Raw genomic sequence first — 16174 nt, 5'->3', positions numbered from 1 at the left:
CGGCGGGGTCGTCCTGTTCGCGCGCAACCTCGCCGACGGGCGGCGGACGGCGGACCTGGTGGCCGCGATCCGCGCGGAGAGCCCGGACGTCATCGTCGCGGTGGACGAGGAGGGCGGGTCCGTCACCCGGCTCGAGGCCAGCACCGGCAGCTCGTGGCCGGGAAACCGGGCGCTCGGCGTCGCCGGCGACCTGGCTGTGACCGGGAGGGTGGCCCGGCGGATCGGCCGCCTGCTCGCCGCCGCGGGCATAACGCTGGACTACGCGCCGGTGGCCGACGTCAACGCCAACCCGGCCAATCCCGTCATCGGCGTCAGGTCCTTCGGGCCGGAGCCCGGCCTGGTGGCCCGGCACACCGCGGCCTGGATCGGCGGGCTGCAGGGCGCGGGGGTGGCGGCGTGCGCCAAACACTTTCCCGGGCACGGCGACACGGTGACCGACTCCCACCTGGAGCTGCCCACCGTGACCGCGTCGCGGGAGACGGTCGAGGCCCGGGATCTGCCGCCGTTCCGCGCCGCCATCGAGGCGGGCGTACAGGCGATCATGTGCGGGCACCTGCTCGTGCCCGCGCTCGACGACGTCCCCGCCACGCTGAGCCGCCCGGTGCTGACCGGGCTGCTCCGGCGAGAGCTGGGGTTCCAGGGCCTGGTGGTGACCGACGCGATCGAGATGCGCGCCGTCGCGGCCTACCACGAGCCCGGCGAGATCGCCGTCCGCGCCCTGGCCGCCGGGGCCGACGCCGTCTGCGCCGGCATCTCCTCGCCCGACGGGTCCAGCGTGTACGGCCTCCGCGACGCCATCGTGGCCGCCGTACGCCAGGGACGCCTGCCCGAGGAACGCCTGGCGGAGGCGGCGGCCCGGGTGCGGGCCCTCGTCGACTGGCACGCCGGGCAGGCGCCCGCCAGAGCCGCCGCGGCGAACGACCCCGACGACGACTTGGGCCTGACCGCCGCCACCGCGGCGCTCCGGGTGACGGGTCAGGCGCGGCGGCCCGTGCTCGCGCGGGCTCCGCTGGTCGTCGAGCTGTCGGCGGGGCAGCACCAGGCGATGGACGGCGACACGCCACCCGGGCTCGCCGGAGCACTCGCCGAACTGCTGCCCGAAACCCGGGGGATCGCCGTGCACGCCGGGGATCCGCTTCCCGACCTGCGTGACCGCGAGCGGCCCCTCGTGATCGTCGTGCGGGACGCCGCCCGCCACCACTGGATCCAGGAGCTTCTCGGCGAGGCTCTCCGGATCAGGCCGGACGCGGTGGTGGTGGAGACGGGCCTGCCGGGGCCGCCCGCGGGAGCCGTGTACGTCGCCACCCACGGAAACTCCCGCGCGTCGGCACGTGCCGCCGCGCGATGGCTCACCCGCTGATCCCCCCTTGATCCCCCCCGATGAGGAGAACCCCCATGACCGGACCCGCGAACCTGGTGGCCGGCGTGCGCGCCGTGCTGCCGTCGCTCACCCCGTCGGCGCGGTCCATCGCCCGGCTGATCCTCGACGATCCCGCGATGGTGGCCAGGAGCACGATCACCGAGCTGAGCGCGGCCTCGGGCACGAGCCAGGCCACGATCGTGCGCACCGCACGCGCGCTGGGCTTCTCGGGCTACTCCGAGCTGCGCCTGGCGCTGGCGGGAGCGGCGGCGCGGGGCGAGCGGGACCGGCTGGTGCCGGGCGACCTGGCCCCCGGCGACCCGCTCGCCGAGGTGATCGCGAAGGTGACCCGGGCGGAGTCCGACGCGCTCGCGGACACGGCGGCCCAGCTCTCGCCCGAGCGCCTTGGCGCCGTCGTGGACGCCCTGATCGGCGCCCGGCGGGTCAGCGTGGTCGGCGTGGGCGCGTCCGGCCTGGTGGCGGCGGACATGGCGCAGAAGCTGATGCGCATCGGCGTCGCCGGCCATCCCTTCGCGGACGTGCACCTGGCGCTGACGGCGGCGGCGCTGGCCGGGCCGGAGGACGTCTGGGTGGCGGTGAGCTGCACGGGCGAGACGGCCGACGTGGTCGAGCCGGTCAGGACCGCGCGCGAGGCGGGGGCGACGACCGTCGCCATCACCAACAACCCGCGCTCCACGCTCGCCGATCTGGCCTCCCACGTGCTGGTATCGGCGGGCCGCGAGACCGCCTTCCGGCCGGGCGCGCTCGCCAGCCGCATCAGCCAGCTGCTCATCGTCGACTGCGTCTTCGTGGGCGTCGCGCAGCGCACCTTCGAGCGCTCCGACGCCGCCCTGAGGGTCACGAAGGGTGCTCTCGACAGGTACGGTGGAAGGCGTATCCGCAGCTAGACGGGCATTGGTAAAAATTAACTCCACGTTTGCCGTCGCGGAAGAAAATTATTGACGGGCCTGGGAGCCCGCGCGTAAGGTCCACGCAATCGGCATCCAGGAGCAGTTCATGAGACGACTCGCGGCGATTACGGTCACCGCGCTGATCGCCACCGCCACCGCGTGTGGCGGCGTGGGGAGGTCCGCCGACTCGGGCGTCTACACCACGATCGACGGCGCCAAGCAGATCGACGCCACCGCGCCGATCAATCCGTTCAATCCCCAGGGCAACACGTTCCTGGGCTACGACGCGATGACGCTGGCGTGGCCCAAGAACGACCCGGTCGACCCCAACCGGTTCTACCCGGGCATCGCCGCGAGCTGGACCGTCACGCCCGACCAGGGCGAGGTGGTCATCCACCTGCAGCCGAAGGCCAGATGGTCCGACGGCAAGCCGGTGACCAGCGAGGACGTGCGCACCTCCATCGGCCTCGCCTACACCCAGGGCGGCACGGCGTACGCGGTGGACCCGAAGGCGGCCGGCTCGGCGGCCGACGTGCGGGTGGTGGACGAGCGGACCGTCAAGGTCACGCAGGGGGCCAGCAAGAGCAACCTGTTCCTCCGCAACGTGCTGTCGACCGTCGTCGTGCCCGCGCACGTCTTCGGCGGGCTGCTGCCCGCCGACTTCTGGACCACGCTGAAGGCGGCCAGGGGGACCGGGCCCGCCGTCGAGCAGGCCAAGGCGCGGATCACCGGGCTGGCGGAGAAGGTCATCTCCTTCGCCCCGGCCAAGGACGTCTCGGCGGGCCCGTTCACGCTGGAGCGGGTGAACCCGGGCGAGGCGCTGCTGGTGCGGAACAAGTACTTCTACGCGAACCACAACATCGCCCCCGACCGGGTCAAGGTGCTCAACTACACGGGCAACCAGCAGATCTGGAACTACCTGATCTCCGGCTCGCTCGACAGCGCGCCCTTCACGGCGGTGCCGACCGGGGTGCTGAAGCGCATCCGCGAGACCGAGGGCAACGAGGTGGTCAAGGGCTTCTCGCCGGTCGCGGTCTCGATGGCCTTCGGGCAGACGCGCAAGCCGTACGACAACGTGCACGTGCGCAGAGCCCTGGCGTATCTGATCGACCGCGGCCAGGTCACCAAGGTGGCCTCGCCGGAGGCGGGCACCCCCGCGAAGACGACCACCGGCATCCACGCGAAGTCGGCCCAGGCCTGGCTGGGGGACGGGATCGGCGAGCTGGACCAGTACCAGGTCGATCCGGCCAAGGCGGCCAAGGAGCTGGAAGCCGCCGGGATGACCAGGAAGGGCGGGAAGTGGGCGATGCCGGACGGCACGCCGTGGAAGGTGGAGATCCACGTCCCGGCGTCGTTCTCCGACTGGGTCGCCGCCGCCAAGGCCATCACCAGCCAGCTCAACGACCACGGCATCGACGCGACCGTGCTCACGGCGGCGGACTACACGCTGTACCTGGACGAACTGGCGGCCGGGAAGTATGACGTCGGGTTCTGGCTGATGGCGCTCGGCCCGTCGCCGTACAACATCTACCAGCGGATCTACGGGTCGGCCAACGGATGGCAGCTCCTCGCGGGGCAGCTCACGCACGTGCCGCCGGGCACGCAGGGCAACTGGATGGGCGGGCCCGAGACCATCGACGGGGTCAACCCGGGCGTGCTCACCAGCCGGCTCAACGCGGCGGGCCCGGACGAGCAGCGGCGGATCGTCGGCACGCTGGCCAGGCTCACCAACCAGCAGCTTCCCGTCATCCAGCTCTACGACTACGTCAACACCCAGTTCGTCAGCACCTCCCGCTACACCGGCTGGCCGCCCGCCGACAGCGACGTGCTGCGGCTCCCGGCGGGCGTGTGGATGCAGCTCGGCATGATCAAAGAGAAGGCAGGCTCATGAACACCGTCATACGGCGTCTCACGGGCCACCTGGCCCGCGGGCTCGCCATGATCTGGGTGGTCACCACGATCAGCTTCGTGATCATCCGCAACATCCCCGGCGACCCCGTCAGGGGCCAGTACGAAAAACTGATCGAACAAGGCATGGGCCCCGACCAGGCCGAACGGGCCACGGCCGCGCTGTACGGCTTCCTGCCGACCGGCAGCCTGTGGGATCAGTACACCGGCTACCTGAACGGCCTGATCCACGGCGACCTGGGCCAGTCGCTCAGCACCCCGGGCACCGGCGTGGCCACGCTCATCGGGTCGGCGGCCAAGTGGACCGTCCTGCCCGTGCTCGGCGGCACCCTGCTGAGCTTCCTGCTCGGGGTGACGCTGGGCGTCTACGCGGCGATCAAACGCTCCGGCAAGCTCGGCGACGCGCTCGCCATCTCCGGCTCGCTGCTGCACGGCGTGCCGCAGTACGTCATCGGGCTGCTGGTCACGGCCATCTTCACGACCCTGTGGCCGATCCTGCCCGCGGGCGGTCCGGTGGACATCGCCTTCGAGCCCGGCTTCAACGCGGGCTATCTCGTCTCGCTGGTCCAGCACGCCACGCTGCCGGTCCTGACGTACGCGCTGGCGAGCTACGGCGGCTGGATCCTGGCGATGAAGTCGAGCGTGGCCACCGTGCTCGGCGACGACTTCATCCTCGCCGCCGAACTGCGCGGCCTGAAACGCGGTGTGCTGTTCCGATACATCGCCCGCAACGCGATCCTGCCGCTGTTCACGATCCTGGCGCTGTCGCTCGGCATGCTCTTCGGCGGCGCCATCTTCATCGAGACGATCTTCAACTATCCGGGGCTCGGCCTGCTGCTCGTCAACAGCATCGGCGCGCGCGACTACGCCCTGATGGGCGGGACCTTCCTGGTGATCACCGTGGCGATCGTCGTCGCCAACATCGCGGCCGACCTGCTGTACGCCGTGATCGACCCCCGGGTCCGGACGGGAGGCGCGGCATGAGCGTCACGCAACTGCTGCCCGCTCCCGCCACCCCGCGGCGCAACTTCTGGCGCGGCGTGCTGCGGGTGATGCGGCGCAAACCCAGCCGGATGGCGGGCGTCGCCATCGTCGCCCTGTTCGCGTTCATGGGCGTGTTCGGGCCGCTGCTCTACCCGAGCCCGCTGCCCCGCGACGACAACGCGCTGTATGCCGCGCCGAGCTGGGCCCATCCCTTCGGCACCGACTTCGAGGGCACCGACGTGCTCGCCCTGGTCGTCACCGGCACCCGGTACGTCCTGCTCGCCGGACTCGCCACGGCCGTCATCACGGTCGCGCTCGGCACCGGGATCGGGCTGCTGGCCGGGTTCCACCGGGGGCGCTGGGACACCGTGCTCATGCGCCTCACCGACCTGCAGCTCACCATCCCCGGGCTGCCGCTGCTGCTGGTGCTGTCCACCGTGTGGAAGTTCACCAGCCCGCTGGAGATGGGCGTGGTGCTCGGGGTGCTCGGCTGGGGCGGCATCGCCCGCGCGGTGCGGTCCCAGACGCTGTCCCTGCGCGAGCGCGGGTTCATCGAGGCGGCCAGGGGCCTCGGCCTGTCCACCCGGCACATCGTCGGGCGCGAGCTGCTGCCCAGCATGGCGCCGTATATCGCGATGAACATGCTCATTGCTGTTACCGGGGCGATTTATGCGCAGGTGGGGTTGTTCTTCCTGGGTGTGCTGCCGTTCGACGCCAACAACTGGGGCGTGATGCTGAACCTCGCGGTCTTCGGCGGCGGGGCGCTGACGAGCGCGGCGGCGTTGCCGTACCTGCTGGCGCCGCTGCTGGCGATCCTGCTGCTGACGCTGGGCATCGTGCTGGTCGTCGACGCGATGGACGAGATCTTCAACCCACGGCTGCGTGAGGAGTAGGGGCAGATGACCGAATCTTTCGCGCCCGGGGTGCGCGTTCAGGACCTTACCGTCGTCTACCGGACGCCGATGGGCGAGCTGCCCGCCCTCGCGGGTGTCGGGCTCACGCTCGCGCCCGGCACCATCACCGGGATCGTCGGCGAATCCGGCTCGGGCAAGTCCACGCTCGCGCTGTCCCTGCTCAACGCGGTCCAGCCGCCCGGACGGATCTCCGGCGGGAGCGTCGAGATCGACGGTCTCGGGGATGTCGTGCGGCTGACCGGGGACGATCTTCGGCGCGCGCGTGGCCGCCAGGTGGGCTACGTCTTCCAGGCCGCGCAGAACTCCCTCAACCCGTTGAAGACGGTCGGCAAGCAGCTCCTGGATCTCGGCCGCTCGCACGACGTGGCCGACCTTCCGGCCCTGTTGCGCGAGGCCAGGGCGCTGCTCGGCCGGATGGGGCTGGACGGCGGGCGCGTGCTCGACTCCTACCAGCACGAGCTGTCCGGCGGCATGCGGCAGCGGGTCGGCATCATGCTCGCGCTCGTGCTCAACGCCCACCTGGTCGTGCTCGACGAGCCGACCACCGCCCTCGACATGATCACCCAGGCGACCATCCTGCGGATCGTCAGGGAGGTGCACCGCGAGCGCGGGCTCACCACGCTCATCGTGACGCACGACATCGGCGTCGCGGCCGAGGTCACCGACAGCCTCGCCGTCATGTACGGCGGGCGTGTCGTCGAGCACGGGCCCACCATGGAGGTGCTCGGCTCGCCCAGGCATCCGTACACGCGGGGGCTGATCCGCGCGATCCCGCGCCTGTCCGGCGACATCGGCGAGGCCACGGCGCTGCCGGGGCGGCCGCCCACGCTGGGGACCATCCCGGCCGAGGGCTGCGTGTTCCGGGAGCGCTGCCCGCTGCGCATGGCCGTCTGCGACACCGAGGACCCGGCTCCCGCCGCCCATGGCGGGCGCACGGTCGCCTGCCACGCGGTCGGCCGGCCGGTCAATTTCGCCGTCCGGAAGGAGTACGTGTGATCACGGGGACTGGCATCACCAAGACGTACAAGCAGCGCGGGAACCTGCTCGGCGGGCGTGATGTTCAGGCGCTGCGGGGGGTGGACTTCGCCATCGAGAAGGGTGGGGCGGTCACGTTCATCGGCGAGTCCGGCTGCGGGAAGACCACGCTGGGGCGGATCGTCGCGGGGCTGGAGACCTATGACTCCGGTGAGATCGTCATCGATGGGACACCGATGTCCGGGTTGCGGCATCGGCAGCGGCAGGCGTACTTCCGCAGGGTTCAGCTCATTCATCAGGATCCGTACTCGGCGCTCAACCCGACTCGCACGATCCATCAGACTCTGCACGCGCCGCTGGCCCTGCGGGCGCGGCAGATGGGCCGGTCGAAAGCGTGGGCGGAGGAGCGGGCGCGCGAGTTGCTGACCCTGGTGGGCATCGACCCCGGGTATGTGCTGCCGCGTTATCCGCACCAGCTGTCCGGTGGCATGCGGCAGCGTGTTGTCATCGCGCGGGCGCTCACCGTCGATCCGGAGGTGCTCGTCGCGGACGAGTCCGTGTCGATGATCGATGTGTCGCTGCGGCTGGGCATCCTCGCCCTGCTCAAGGACTTGCGCGAGCGGCTGAACGTCAGCGTGCTGTTCATCACTCACGACATCGCCACGGCCAGGTATATCGGTGACGATGGCGAGTTGTACGTCATCTATCGCGGGCAGGTCGTGGAACGCGGGCCCACCGAGGCCGTCATCTCCGGGCCTGTGCATCCATACACGCAGGCGCTGCTCTCGGCGATTCCCGTGCTGCGCGGGGTCGAGCGGCCGGGGGCGGAGCGGGTCGTGCCCACCGAGGCGCTCGACGAGCGGCACGCGGACACCGGTTGCCTGTTCGCGCGCAGGTGCCCGTTCAGGACTGAGCGCTGCGAGAGTGAACGGCCTTCTCTGGACGGTACGGGGCATGGGCACGCCTGTTTCCACCCCCGGCCTCGCGCCGTCATCCCCGTGGAGGCCAGCGCATGATCGACATCCTTTCTGCTCCTCTCGACGCGGGCGAGCTGGCCCGTGCCGCGCTCACCCTGGACGACGACGCTCCGGAACTCGTGGCCCGGCTGGCCGCGCCCCCTCCGGGACGCCAGTGGACCGCGCTCGCCACTCCGGACCTCGACGGCGTGATCTTCGCCTCCATGTCCGGAAATATCGGGCATGTGGATTTGCTTGCCGTCGATCCCGGCGCCCGGCGGCGCGGCCTGGGCCGCGCGCTGGTCGGGGCCGCCGAGGAGTGGCTGCGCGCGCGGGGGGCCGAGGAGGCGCGCTTCGCCGCCAACCCGCCCTGCTACGCCTGGCCCGGCATCGACGTGCGCTACACCCCCGCCCACTGCCTCGCCGAGAGCCTCGGCTACGAGCGGTACCACGCCGCCTGGAACATGACGGTCGATCTCACCGGCGACCTCTCCTGCGACGCCGACCTCGCCCGCCTCGCGAACGAGGGGATCGCCGTGCGGGCGGCCCCGGCGGGGGAGCGCGCCGAGGTGGTCGAGTTCGTGCGGAAACAATGGCACGACTCCTGGGCGTGGGAGGCCGAGCAGGCGGCCGGCTGCCACTACGCCACCCGCGAGGGCGAGATCCTCGGTTTCGCCTCCTGGGGCTCGCGGCCCCGGTGGTTCGGCCCCATGGGCACGGCCGAGGCGGCGCGCGGGCTCGGCGTCGGCCGGGTCCTCCTGCGGCGCTGCCTCGCCGACCAGGCCGCCGCCGGACTGCGCAGCGCGCAGATCGGCTGGGTCGGCCCCATCCACTTCTACGCCAAGGCGGTCGGCGCGCGCGTCGAGCGGGTCTTCTGGCTCTACCGCCGCCGCTTCAAGGAGGTGTCATGACTCAGTCGCTTGGCGCGCTGGTCACCGAACAGAGCGATCCGCGGCACCGCAGGATCGACAGGCTGCCCACCGAGGAGATCGCCCGCCGCATGAACGCGGCCGACGCCACCGTGCCCGGCGCGGTGGCCCTCGCCATCCCGGCGATCTCCACCGCCATCGACGCGATCGCCGCGCGGATGGCGCGCGGCGGGCGGCTGCTGTACGTCGGCGCGGGCACGTCGGGGCGGCTGGCCGTGCTCGACGCGTCTGAGTGCCCGCCGACCTTCGGCACCGACCCTGACCTGGTGTGCGGCATCATCGCCGGCGGCGCGGAGGCGCTCGTCCGGTCCGTCGAGGGGGCCGAGGACGACGCGGGCGCGGGCGCGGCCGCCATTCGTTCTGAAGGTGCTGGCTCGCTCGACTCCGTGGTGGGTATCTCTGCCAGCGGCCGGGCCCCCTTTGTCGTCGCTGCGGTGACTGAGGCGCGTCGCGTTGGCGCGCTCACTGTGGGTCTGTCCTGCAACACCGGAGGGCCGCTCTCGGCTGCGGCGGACCATGCCATCGAGGTTGTCGTCGGGCCCGAGGTGGTGACCGGGTCCACGCGACTGAAGGCGGGCACTGCTCAGAAGCTGGTTCTCAACATGATCTCTACGATCACGATGATCAGGTGCGGGCGCACTTACGGGAACCACATGATCGAGATGGCCGCGACCAACACGAAGCTGGCCGATCGCGCCGCTCGCATCGTCAGTGACATCACCGGCGTTGGCCTCCACGACGCCCGAGCCATCCTGGAGGCCGCGGACCTCGAGCTGAAGACCGCCGTCGTCATGATCGAACGCGAGGTGTCAGCCGATCATGCTCGCGTCATCCTCGCCGCCTCAGGGGAACGCCTGGACAACGCCCTGAACGCGTGACGGGTGTTTCTTGAAGTGAGCGCGGAGGGCCGAATGCTTGACGACCTGCTCAGGGCGGCGGTGCCGGATGCGGCCTCGGCGGCGGTGTCCATTATCGGGGTGGACGGGGTTCCCGTGGCCGCTGCGGTGGCGGGGGAGATCGTCAGGTACGCGGACGCGGCAGGCACTCTCGCGGGGGAGCGCCCCGCCGTACGCATCGACACCATCTTCGACATCGCGTCGATCACCAAACTGTTCACCACGGTGGTCGTGCTGTCCCTGGCCGAGGACAGGCGCCTCGGGCTCGACGAACCGGTCGCGACCTGGCTGCCCGGCTACTACGGCGACCGTCCCGCGGTCACGGTCAGACACCTGCTCACGCACACCTCCGGCCTGCCGCCCACACAGCGTGTCGACGCGGCGCCGCCCGGGGACCCGCGATGGGACCTGGTGCTTTCCACGCCCTCGAGCTCGCCCGGGGCATACGCCTACTCCGACGTCGGCATGATCACGCTTGGACGGGTCGCCGAGATCGCGGGCGGTGCGCCGCTGGACGTGCTCGTCCGCGACCGGGTCACTGGGCCACTGGGGCTCGCCGACACGACATACCTCCCTGATCCCGGCCTCGTGCCCAGAATCGCCGCGACCGAGCACAAGGCCTGGCGCGGCGGGTGCGTGCGGGGCCAGGTGCACGACGAGACCGCACACGCGCTCGGCGGCGTCACCGGGCACGCGGGCCTGTTCTCCACGGCGGGAGACCTGCTGCGCTTCGGCGAGATGTTGCGCACCGGAGGCGCGGGCGTCCTCTCGCCGGAAACGGTCGCCGAGATGACACGCGACCAGAACGTGACAGGCGCGGGCTTCCGCCAGGGCCTCGGCGTGCGCATCGGCGACCCCGCGATAGTAGGCCCACTCTCCAACGCCTACGGCCACTCCGGTTTCACGGGCACATCCCTGGTAATCGACCCCAGCCACGCCCTGACAGTCGTACTACTCACCAACAACATCCACCCAAGACGTGGCAGACCAGGCATCCGCGACCTGAGAAACACCGTCGCCGCCATCGCCCTTGAACAGGATCACGCCAGGACCCTCCGCGACCCCGCTTGATATAGCCCTGGTCGGCCGCAGGCGTCGGCCGGTTGAGGTGCTCTGGTCGGCCGCATGTGTCGGCTGCTTGATATAGCCCTGGTCGGCCGCGGGCGTCGGCTGCTGGAGGTGCTCTGGTCGGCCGCGGGCGTCGGCTGCTTGATATAGCCCTGGTCGCCGCATGCGACGGCTGCTTGAGGTGCCCTGGTCGGCTGCAGGCGATGGCTGCTTGGTGGCGTCCTGGTCAGCCGCATGCGGTGGTATCAAGGGCAACGCTGCCAGAGACAACAGATGACTTGTCGGTCATCATCCGGACATGGGGACGCGGAACATGGTCGTCGTGCTCGCGGCCGGGGTGGTGGTGGCGTCGCTCGCCGGGCAGATGGGGGCCCGGGAGCGCGCGAATCCCCTGGACAACCCGGACGGTACCAAGCCGGGCCTGGTGCCGATCACCTCGGCGAGGGACCGCGCCGCCGCGCTCGACCTGATCCGCTCGCTGCGGGTGGCCGGGATGGGGCCCAAGACCGGCTACCGGCGCGACCGGTTCGGCGAGAACTGGGCCGACGCCGCGACCGCCGTGCCGTACGCGCGCAACGGCTGCGACACCCGCAACGATCTCCTCGCCCGGGACGGCGACGAGGTTCGTTTCCGCGAGGGCTCCAACTGCGTGGTGGTGGCGATGACCCTGGACGATCCGTACACGGGACGGACGATCCGCTGGCGCAAAGCGGACGCCGACCGCATCCAGGTCGACCACGTCGTCCCGCTCTCCTACGAATGGCGCATGGGCGCGTCCCGCTGGTCCCGCGCCAAACGCCTCCGCATCGCCAACGACCCCCTCAACCTCCTCCCCGTGTACGGCCCCGCCAACGAAGCCAAAGGCGGCTCAGGTCCCGCCGCCTGGCTCCCTCCCTCCCGCCGGATCCGCTGCGCCTACGTCGTACGCTTCGCCCAGGTCGCCCTCAAATACGATCTCCCGGTCACCCGCCTGGACAAATCCCACATGCTCGCCCAATGCCGGTGACGCTAGACCAGCTTTCCGCATGTCACCACGCCTGATCAGCTCTGATTACCGCCGGTTGCCGGTCCAGCTGACCTGGGACGAAGTGCCGAGTGCGGAAAACGGGGCTAGACCACGCGGCGGGTCATCAACCCGGCCAGCGTGGTGAGATCCGCCACCGGGCGAGGAGCCAGACCGGCCGCGTTCAGGCGGATGAGAGCCTCCTCCAGCAAGCCGTCGGCCGTGGACTGACTCCAGGCCCTGCCCCCGGCCTCCTCGATGAGACCCGCGGCGCGGGTGAGGTCGTCGTCGGAGAGCGGGGCGTCACGCCGGTAGAGGGCGGCCAGCTCGCGCCCGGCGACCGTGCCGGAGGTGAGCGCGGCCACCACGGGGAGCGACTTCTTGCGGTTCGCCAGATCCGAGTAGACCGGTTTGCCGGTGACCACCGGATCTCCCCAGATGCCGAGCAGATCGTCGGCCAGCTGGAACGCCAGCCCCAAGCGGTCGCCGAAAGCCCGCAGATGTTCGACCTGCGCCCCCGTACCGCCGCCGAAAATGCCCCCCAGCGCGCACGCGCACGCGATCAGCGCGCCGGTCTTGCCGCTCGCCATGCGCAGGCACTCGGCCAGCTCCACCTCCGCCCGGCCCTCGAACTCGACGTCCGAACTCTGCCCGTTCAACAGCTCCTGCACTGTCGCGCTGAGCGCCGACACGCCCTCCCGGGCGAGCGGGTGACCGCTGGACGCCAGCACGTCGAACGCCAGCGTCAGCACCGCGTCGCCCGCCAGGATGGCCTGGCTCACCCCGAACGCGCTCCAGGCGGTCGGCCGGTGCCGCCGGGTCGCGTCCCCGTCCATCACGTCGTCGTGGAGCAGGGAGAAGTTGTGCACCAACTCCACCGCGACCGCGGCGGGCAACGCCTCGCCCGCCTCGCCGCCGGCCGCCTCGCCCGCCAGCAGCACCAGCGTGGGCCGCATCGCCTTGCCGCCGCCGGCCTCGGCCGGGGAGCCGTCCGCGTCCCACCAGCCCAGGTGATACCCGGTGATGTGGCGCATCGGGCCCGGCAGCCGGTCCACCGCCGGGCCCAGGGCCGGGCGCAGCAGCGCCCGGCCCCAGTCCAGCACCGCACCGGCCGTGCGCCGCTCGATCGATTTCGCGGTCATCAGTGCCCGAGCTCCACGTTCTCCAGCACGCCCAGCGCGTCCGGGATCAGCACGGCCGCCGAGTAGTAGGCGCTGACCAGATAGGAGATCACCGCCTGCTCGTTGATCCCCATGAACCGCACGTTGAGCCCCGGCTCGACCTCGTCCGGCAGGCCCGTCTGGCGCAACCCGACCACGCCCTGGTCCTCCTCGCCGGTCCGCATCGCCAGGATCGACGTGGTCTGGGAGTCGCTGATCGGGATCTTGTTGCAGTTCAGGATCGGCACGCCGCGCCAGGCCGGGACATGGCTCCCGTTCACGTCCACCACCGGCGGATACACCCCGCGCTTGGTGCATTCGCGGCCGAAGGCGGCGATGGCGTGCGGGTGCGCGAGGAAGAACTGCGTCTTGCGCCTGCGGCTGAGCAGCTCGTCGAGGTCGTCGGGCGTGGGCGGCCCGGTCCTGGTGTGGATGCGCTGCTTCAGGTCGGCGTTGTGCAGCAGCCCGAACTCGCGGTTGTTGATCAGCTCGTGCTCCTGCCGCTCGCGCAGCGCCTCGATGGTGAGGCGCAGCTGCTGCTGCGTCTGGTTCATCGGGTCGTTGTAGAGGTCGGCGACCCGGGTGTGCACGCGGAGCACGGTCTGGGCGACGCTCAGCTCATACTCCCGGGGGGAGACCTCGTAGTCGACGAACGTGCCCGGCAGGACGGCCTCGCCGTGGTGCCCGGCCGCGAGCGCGATGGCGGCCTGGCCGTGGCCGTCCTGCGGCCGGTCGGCCGCCGACCGGAAGCCGTCCACCTGGGCGCGCAGCGTGTCGGACTGGGCCACCAGCTCCTCGAACGCCCGCCGGGCCAGGGTCAGCACGGTTCCCGCCGTGGTCGCCTTGACCGTGAACTCCCAGGTGCCGGGCCCGAGCAGGGACCTGTCCCCGAGATGATCCCCGTCCGCCAGGTTCCCCAGCACCGCCTCGTCCCCGTAGGGGCCGACTCCAAGCCGGTCAAGCTTCCCGTGCGCCACCAGCAGCACCTCGTCGGCGGGGTCGCCCGAGGCCACGAGGATGTCACCCGGCTCGAAGTCACGCTGGGTGAACCGGCCCGCCAGGCGCTCCAGCGTGTCCATGTCCTCGTAGCCGCGCAGCAGCGGCAGCTCGCACAGCTCCTGCGGGACGACCCGGATCGAGGCCCCCACGTTGGTGAAGCTGACCCGGCCGTCGCCGACGGTGTAGGTGAGCCGCCGGTTGACCCGATACGCCCCGCCCGACACCTCCACCCACGGCAGGACCTTCAGCAGCCACCGCGACGTGATGCCCTGCATCTGCGGCACGGTCTTGGTGGTCGTGGCCAGCTTCCGCGCGGCGGCGGTGCCCAGGCTCAGCTGATCGTTCTGAACGGTCACAATTCACTCCTCAGGTCGCGAAGCGGAGTGGCCCATGGCGCCGGGCCGGTGACATCCATTCCCGGAGGAATCGCCTCCGGGTCCTGCTCTCAGCGGCCGATGGTTTCGCCGAACGTCGAATTCAGTGACCTTCGATGGTTTCCGTGCGGTAGCCGTCTCAGCTGGTACTTCTCCACCGGCACTAGTCAACCCTCCCGACGATCGGCGAAAAGAGACCGGGGCATGGTATTTGACTGAACCTTTAGACGACTTTGGGCCCCCGGTCGGCCTCAATAATGGTCCGCGCCCATTCCCGGTGTCAAATTCGAGTTCTCATTCGAATGCGCAAACGCCATTTTAAATAAAATAAACAAACTTGCTGGACATGTCGCAATTGCCCAGTGTTTGATGACTCCTGGGCTTGCTGACAGAGTCAGTAAGGTTTCCGCAAGGGTTTCTGCAAGGTCCGGCGCGGACGCTCACGACAAGGGGTGATTCGGGGGGATTGCCCACATCTGGAGCGTGGAGCGAGGGGGCTGCAGAGGCAGTATGCCAAGTCTGGAATGGAGCCGGGTCCCGGTCGGGCCCGAGGCCCGCAGATGGGTCACACGAGGGAACTGCAAGACCGTTCTGGTGATCGTCCACACCGTCACGTCGGGACAGCGCCTGCTGGAGGCGGTCCAGCTGGTCCAGTCGGACCTGCGGGTCCAGGTGCTGTTCACGGTCGCGAAGGATGTGTTCAACAACGGGGTCGAAGAGTTCGTGGAGAGCCTCGGCGGCGGGATGGTGCTGCCCTGGCAGCAGGCCGTGAACGAGCGCTTCGACCTGGCCATAGCGGCCAGTCTCGGGTCGGTCCACGAGATCCGGGCGCCGCTGATCGTGATGGAGCACGGGGCCGGATTCAACAAGCTCGTTCCGCGTACGCCCGGCCGGCGCGTGGTCGGCGCGCGCGCCACGTACGGGCTGGACCCGCAGCGCTTGCTCCGGGACGGCGCCGTCATCCCGGACGCGATCGTGCTGCCGCACCTGACCGACCTGGCCAGGCTGGCGAGAGAATGCCCGCAGGCGGTGCCGTCGGCGGAGGTGATCGGCGACCCGATCTACGACCGATTGGCCGTCAGCCTCGACGATCGCGCGCTGTACCGGCGGGCGCTGGACGTACGGCCCCGCCAGAAGCTGGTCGCGGTCAGCTCCACCTGGGGCACCGAGTCGCTGTTCGGCAAGTTCGAGCTGCTGAACCGCCTGGTCCGCGAGCTGCCCGCGAGCGCGTACAAGGTGGTCGCGCTGTTGCACCCCAACATCTGGTCGGCGCACGGAGCGAGGCAGGTGCGCGCCTGGCTGGCCGACAGTCAGCGCCGAGGGCTCCAGGTCGTGCAGCCCAAGGACGAATGGCTCGGCGTGCTCATCGCGGCCGACTGGGTGATCGGCGACCACGGTTCCGCCACCCTGTACGGCGCGGCCATAGGCAGGCCGATTCTGCTGGCCCGCTTCCCCTCCGAGGATGTAGACCCGAGCTCCCCGAGCGGTGACCTGGCCGCGATCGCGCCGCGGATCAACCGCTACCAGCCGCTGGCGACCCAGCTCACCCGGGCCGCGGTCGCGCTCAAGCCGGAGGACTATCAGCGGATCGAGGAGCGGCTCACCTCGGCCCCCGGCCAGTTCCACCGCAACATGCGGCGGCTGATGTACCGGCTGATGAACCTGCGCCAGCCCGCGTCCATCCCGGTCGCCACCCCGGTCCCGATGCCGTTCCTCACCCCGTACCACGGAGGCTGA

At 70.7% G+C, this 16174-nt stretch carries 14 protein-coding genes; 12 read left to right on the top strand and 2 right to left on the bottom strand.

The features are described 5' to 3' along the window. The 11 genes from Aple_RS18805 to Aple_RS18755 form a co-directional block, all read left to right on the top strand. A partial coding sequence (locus Aple_RS18805; RefSeq protein WP_246264600.1) for a glycoside hydrolase family 3 protein occupies positions 1-1360 on the top strand: 1360 nt, incomplete at its 5' end. Positions 1361-1395: 35 nt separating this feature from the next. Then, entirely contained in the window at positions 1396-2268 is an 873-nt protein-coding gene (locus Aple_RS18800; protein ID WP_246264598.1) for a MurR/RpiR family transcriptional regulator, read from the top strand. Positions 2269-2377: 109 nt separating this feature from the next. After that, positions 2378-4162 (top strand): ABC transporter substrate-binding protein, encoded by a 1785-nt coding sequence (locus Aple_RS18795; RefSeq protein ID WP_155345916.1) that lies wholly within the window; start codon positions 2378-2380, stop codon positions 4160-4162. Further along, positions 4159-5163, top strand: a complete 1005-nt coding sequence (locus tag Aple_RS18790; RefSeq protein ID WP_155345915.1) for an ABC transporter permease — start codon at positions 4159-4161, stop codon at positions 5161-5163. Before Aple_RS18795 ends, Aple_RS18790 begins: the two co-directional genes overlap by 4 nt. Beyond that, positions 5160-6056: an ABC transporter permease gene (locus Aple_RS18785; protein WP_155345914.1), complete on the top strand. Its 897-nt coding sequence runs from the start codon at positions 5160-5162 to the stop codon at positions 6054-6056. Before Aple_RS18790 ends, Aple_RS18785 begins: the two co-directional genes overlap by 4 nt. A gap of 6 nt (positions 6057-6062) precedes the next feature. Beyond that, the gene (locus tag Aple_RS18780; protein ID WP_155345913.1) at positions 6063-7073 is read left to right on the top strand and encodes an ABC transporter ATP-binding protein; all 1011 of its coding nucleotides are present in this window, start codon (positions 6063-6065) and stop codon (positions 7071-7073) included. Further along, on the top strand, positions 7070-8068 hold the full coding sequence (locus Aple_RS18775; RefSeq protein WP_155345912.1) for an ABC transporter ATP-binding protein: 999 nt from the start codon (positions 7070-7072) through the stop codon (positions 8066-8068). Before Aple_RS18780 ends, Aple_RS18775 begins: the two co-directional genes overlap by 4 nt. Then, positions 8065-8919, top strand: coding sequence for a GNAT family N-acetyltransferase (locus tag Aple_RS18770; RefSeq protein ID WP_155345911.1), 855 nt, complete (start codon positions 8065-8067; stop codon positions 8917-8919). The genes Aple_RS18775 and Aple_RS18770 overlap by 4 nt, the downstream gene beginning before the upstream one ends. Further along, a complete protein-coding gene (gene murQ / locus Aple_RS18765; protein WP_155345910.1) occupies positions 8916-9815 on the top strand; it encodes an N-acetylmuramic acid 6-phosphate etherase in 900 nt (299 codons plus the stop codon). The genes Aple_RS18770 and murQ overlap by 4 nt, the downstream gene beginning before the upstream one ends. Before the next feature lie 33 nt (positions 9816-9848). Then, complete coding sequence (locus Aple_RS18760; protein ID WP_155345909.1) at positions 9849-10904, top strand: serine hydrolase domain-containing protein; 1056 nt, start codon at positions 9849-9851, stop codon at positions 10902-10904. Between the two features lie 295 nt (positions 10905-11199). Continuing rightward, the gene (locus tag Aple_RS18755) at positions 11200-11907 is read left to right on the top strand and encodes an HNH endonuclease family protein (protein ID WP_155345908.1); all 708 of its coding nucleotides are present in this window, start codon (positions 11200-11202) and stop codon (positions 11905-11907) included. A 104-nt stretch (positions 11908-12011) separates the two neighbouring features. Here Aple_RS18755 and Aple_RS18750 read toward each other — a convergent pair whose 3' ends face one another. Together Aple_RS18750 and Aple_RS18745 are read right to left on the bottom strand one after the other, a co-directional pair. Next, the gene (locus Aple_RS18750) at positions 12012-13046 is read right to left on the bottom strand and encodes a family 2 encapsulin nanocompartment cargo protein polyprenyl transferase (RefSeq protein WP_155345907.1); all 1035 of its coding nucleotides are present in this window, start codon (positions 13044-13046) and stop codon (positions 12012-12014) included. Then, positions 13046-14419, bottom strand: coding sequence for a family 2B encapsulin nanocompartment shell protein (locus Aple_RS18745; protein WP_246264596.1), 1374 nt, complete (start codon positions 14417-14419; stop codon positions 13046-13048). The genes Aple_RS18750 and Aple_RS18745 overlap by 1 nt, the downstream gene beginning before the upstream one ends. A gap of 612 nt (positions 14420-15031) precedes the next feature. Here Aple_RS18745 and Aple_RS18740 point away from each other — a divergent pair. After that, complete coding sequence (locus tag Aple_RS18740; RefSeq protein WP_246264595.1) at positions 15032-16174, top strand: hypothetical protein; 1143 nt, start codon at positions 15032-15034, stop codon at positions 16172-16174.

It is taken from the genome of Acrocarpospora pleiomorpha (assembly GCF_009687885.1).
In the GTDB taxonomy this organism is placed as follows: Bacteria; Actinomycetota; Actinomycetes; order Streptosporangiales; family Streptosporangiaceae; genus Acrocarpospora; species Acrocarpospora pleiomorpha.
Note: the sequence above shows the minus strand (reverse complement) of the source record. Positions and strands in the feature narration are given on the sequence as shown.

Bases quoted from the DNA above. Each gene is read 5' to 3' on its own strand.
- Aple_RS18795 (WP_155345916.1), top strand. From the start codon at position 2,378: ATGAGACGACTCGCGGCGATTACGGTCACCGCGCTGATCGCCACCGCC.
- murQ (WP_155345910.1), top strand. From the start codon at position 8,916: ATGACTCAGTCGCTTGGCGCGCTGGTCACCGAACAGAGCGATCCGCGG.
- Aple_RS18800 (WP_246264598.1), top strand. From the start codon at position 1,396: ATGACCGGACCCGCGAACCTGGTGGCCGGCGTGCGCGCCGTGCTGCCG.
- Aple_RS18770 (WP_155345911.1), top strand. From the start codon at position 8,065: ATGATCGACATCCTTTCTGCTCCTCTCGACGCGGGCGAGCTGGCCCGT.
- Aple_RS18790 (WP_155345915.1), top strand. From the start codon at position 4,159: ATGAACACCGTCATACGGCGTCTCACGGGCCACCTGGCCCGCGGGCTC.
- Aple_RS18780 (WP_155345913.1), top strand. From the start codon at position 6,063: ATGACCGAATCTTTCGCGCCCGGGGTGCGCGTTCAGGACCTTACCGTC.
- Aple_RS18755 (WP_155345908.1), top strand. From the start codon at position 11,200: ATGGGGACGCGGAACATGGTCGTCGTGCTCGCGGCCGGGGTGGTGGTG.
- Aple_RS18750 (WP_155345907.1), bottom strand. From the start codon at position 13,046: ATGACCGCGAAATCGATCGAGCGGCGCACGGCCGGTGCGGTGCTGGAC.
- Aple_RS18760 (WP_155345909.1), top strand. From the start codon at position 9,849: ATGCTTGACGACCTGCTCAGGGCGGCGGTGCCGGATGCGGCCTCGGCG.
- Aple_RS18785 (WP_155345914.1), top strand. From the start codon at position 5,160: ATGAGCGTCACGCAACTGCTGCCCGCTCCCGCCACCCCGCGGCGCAAC.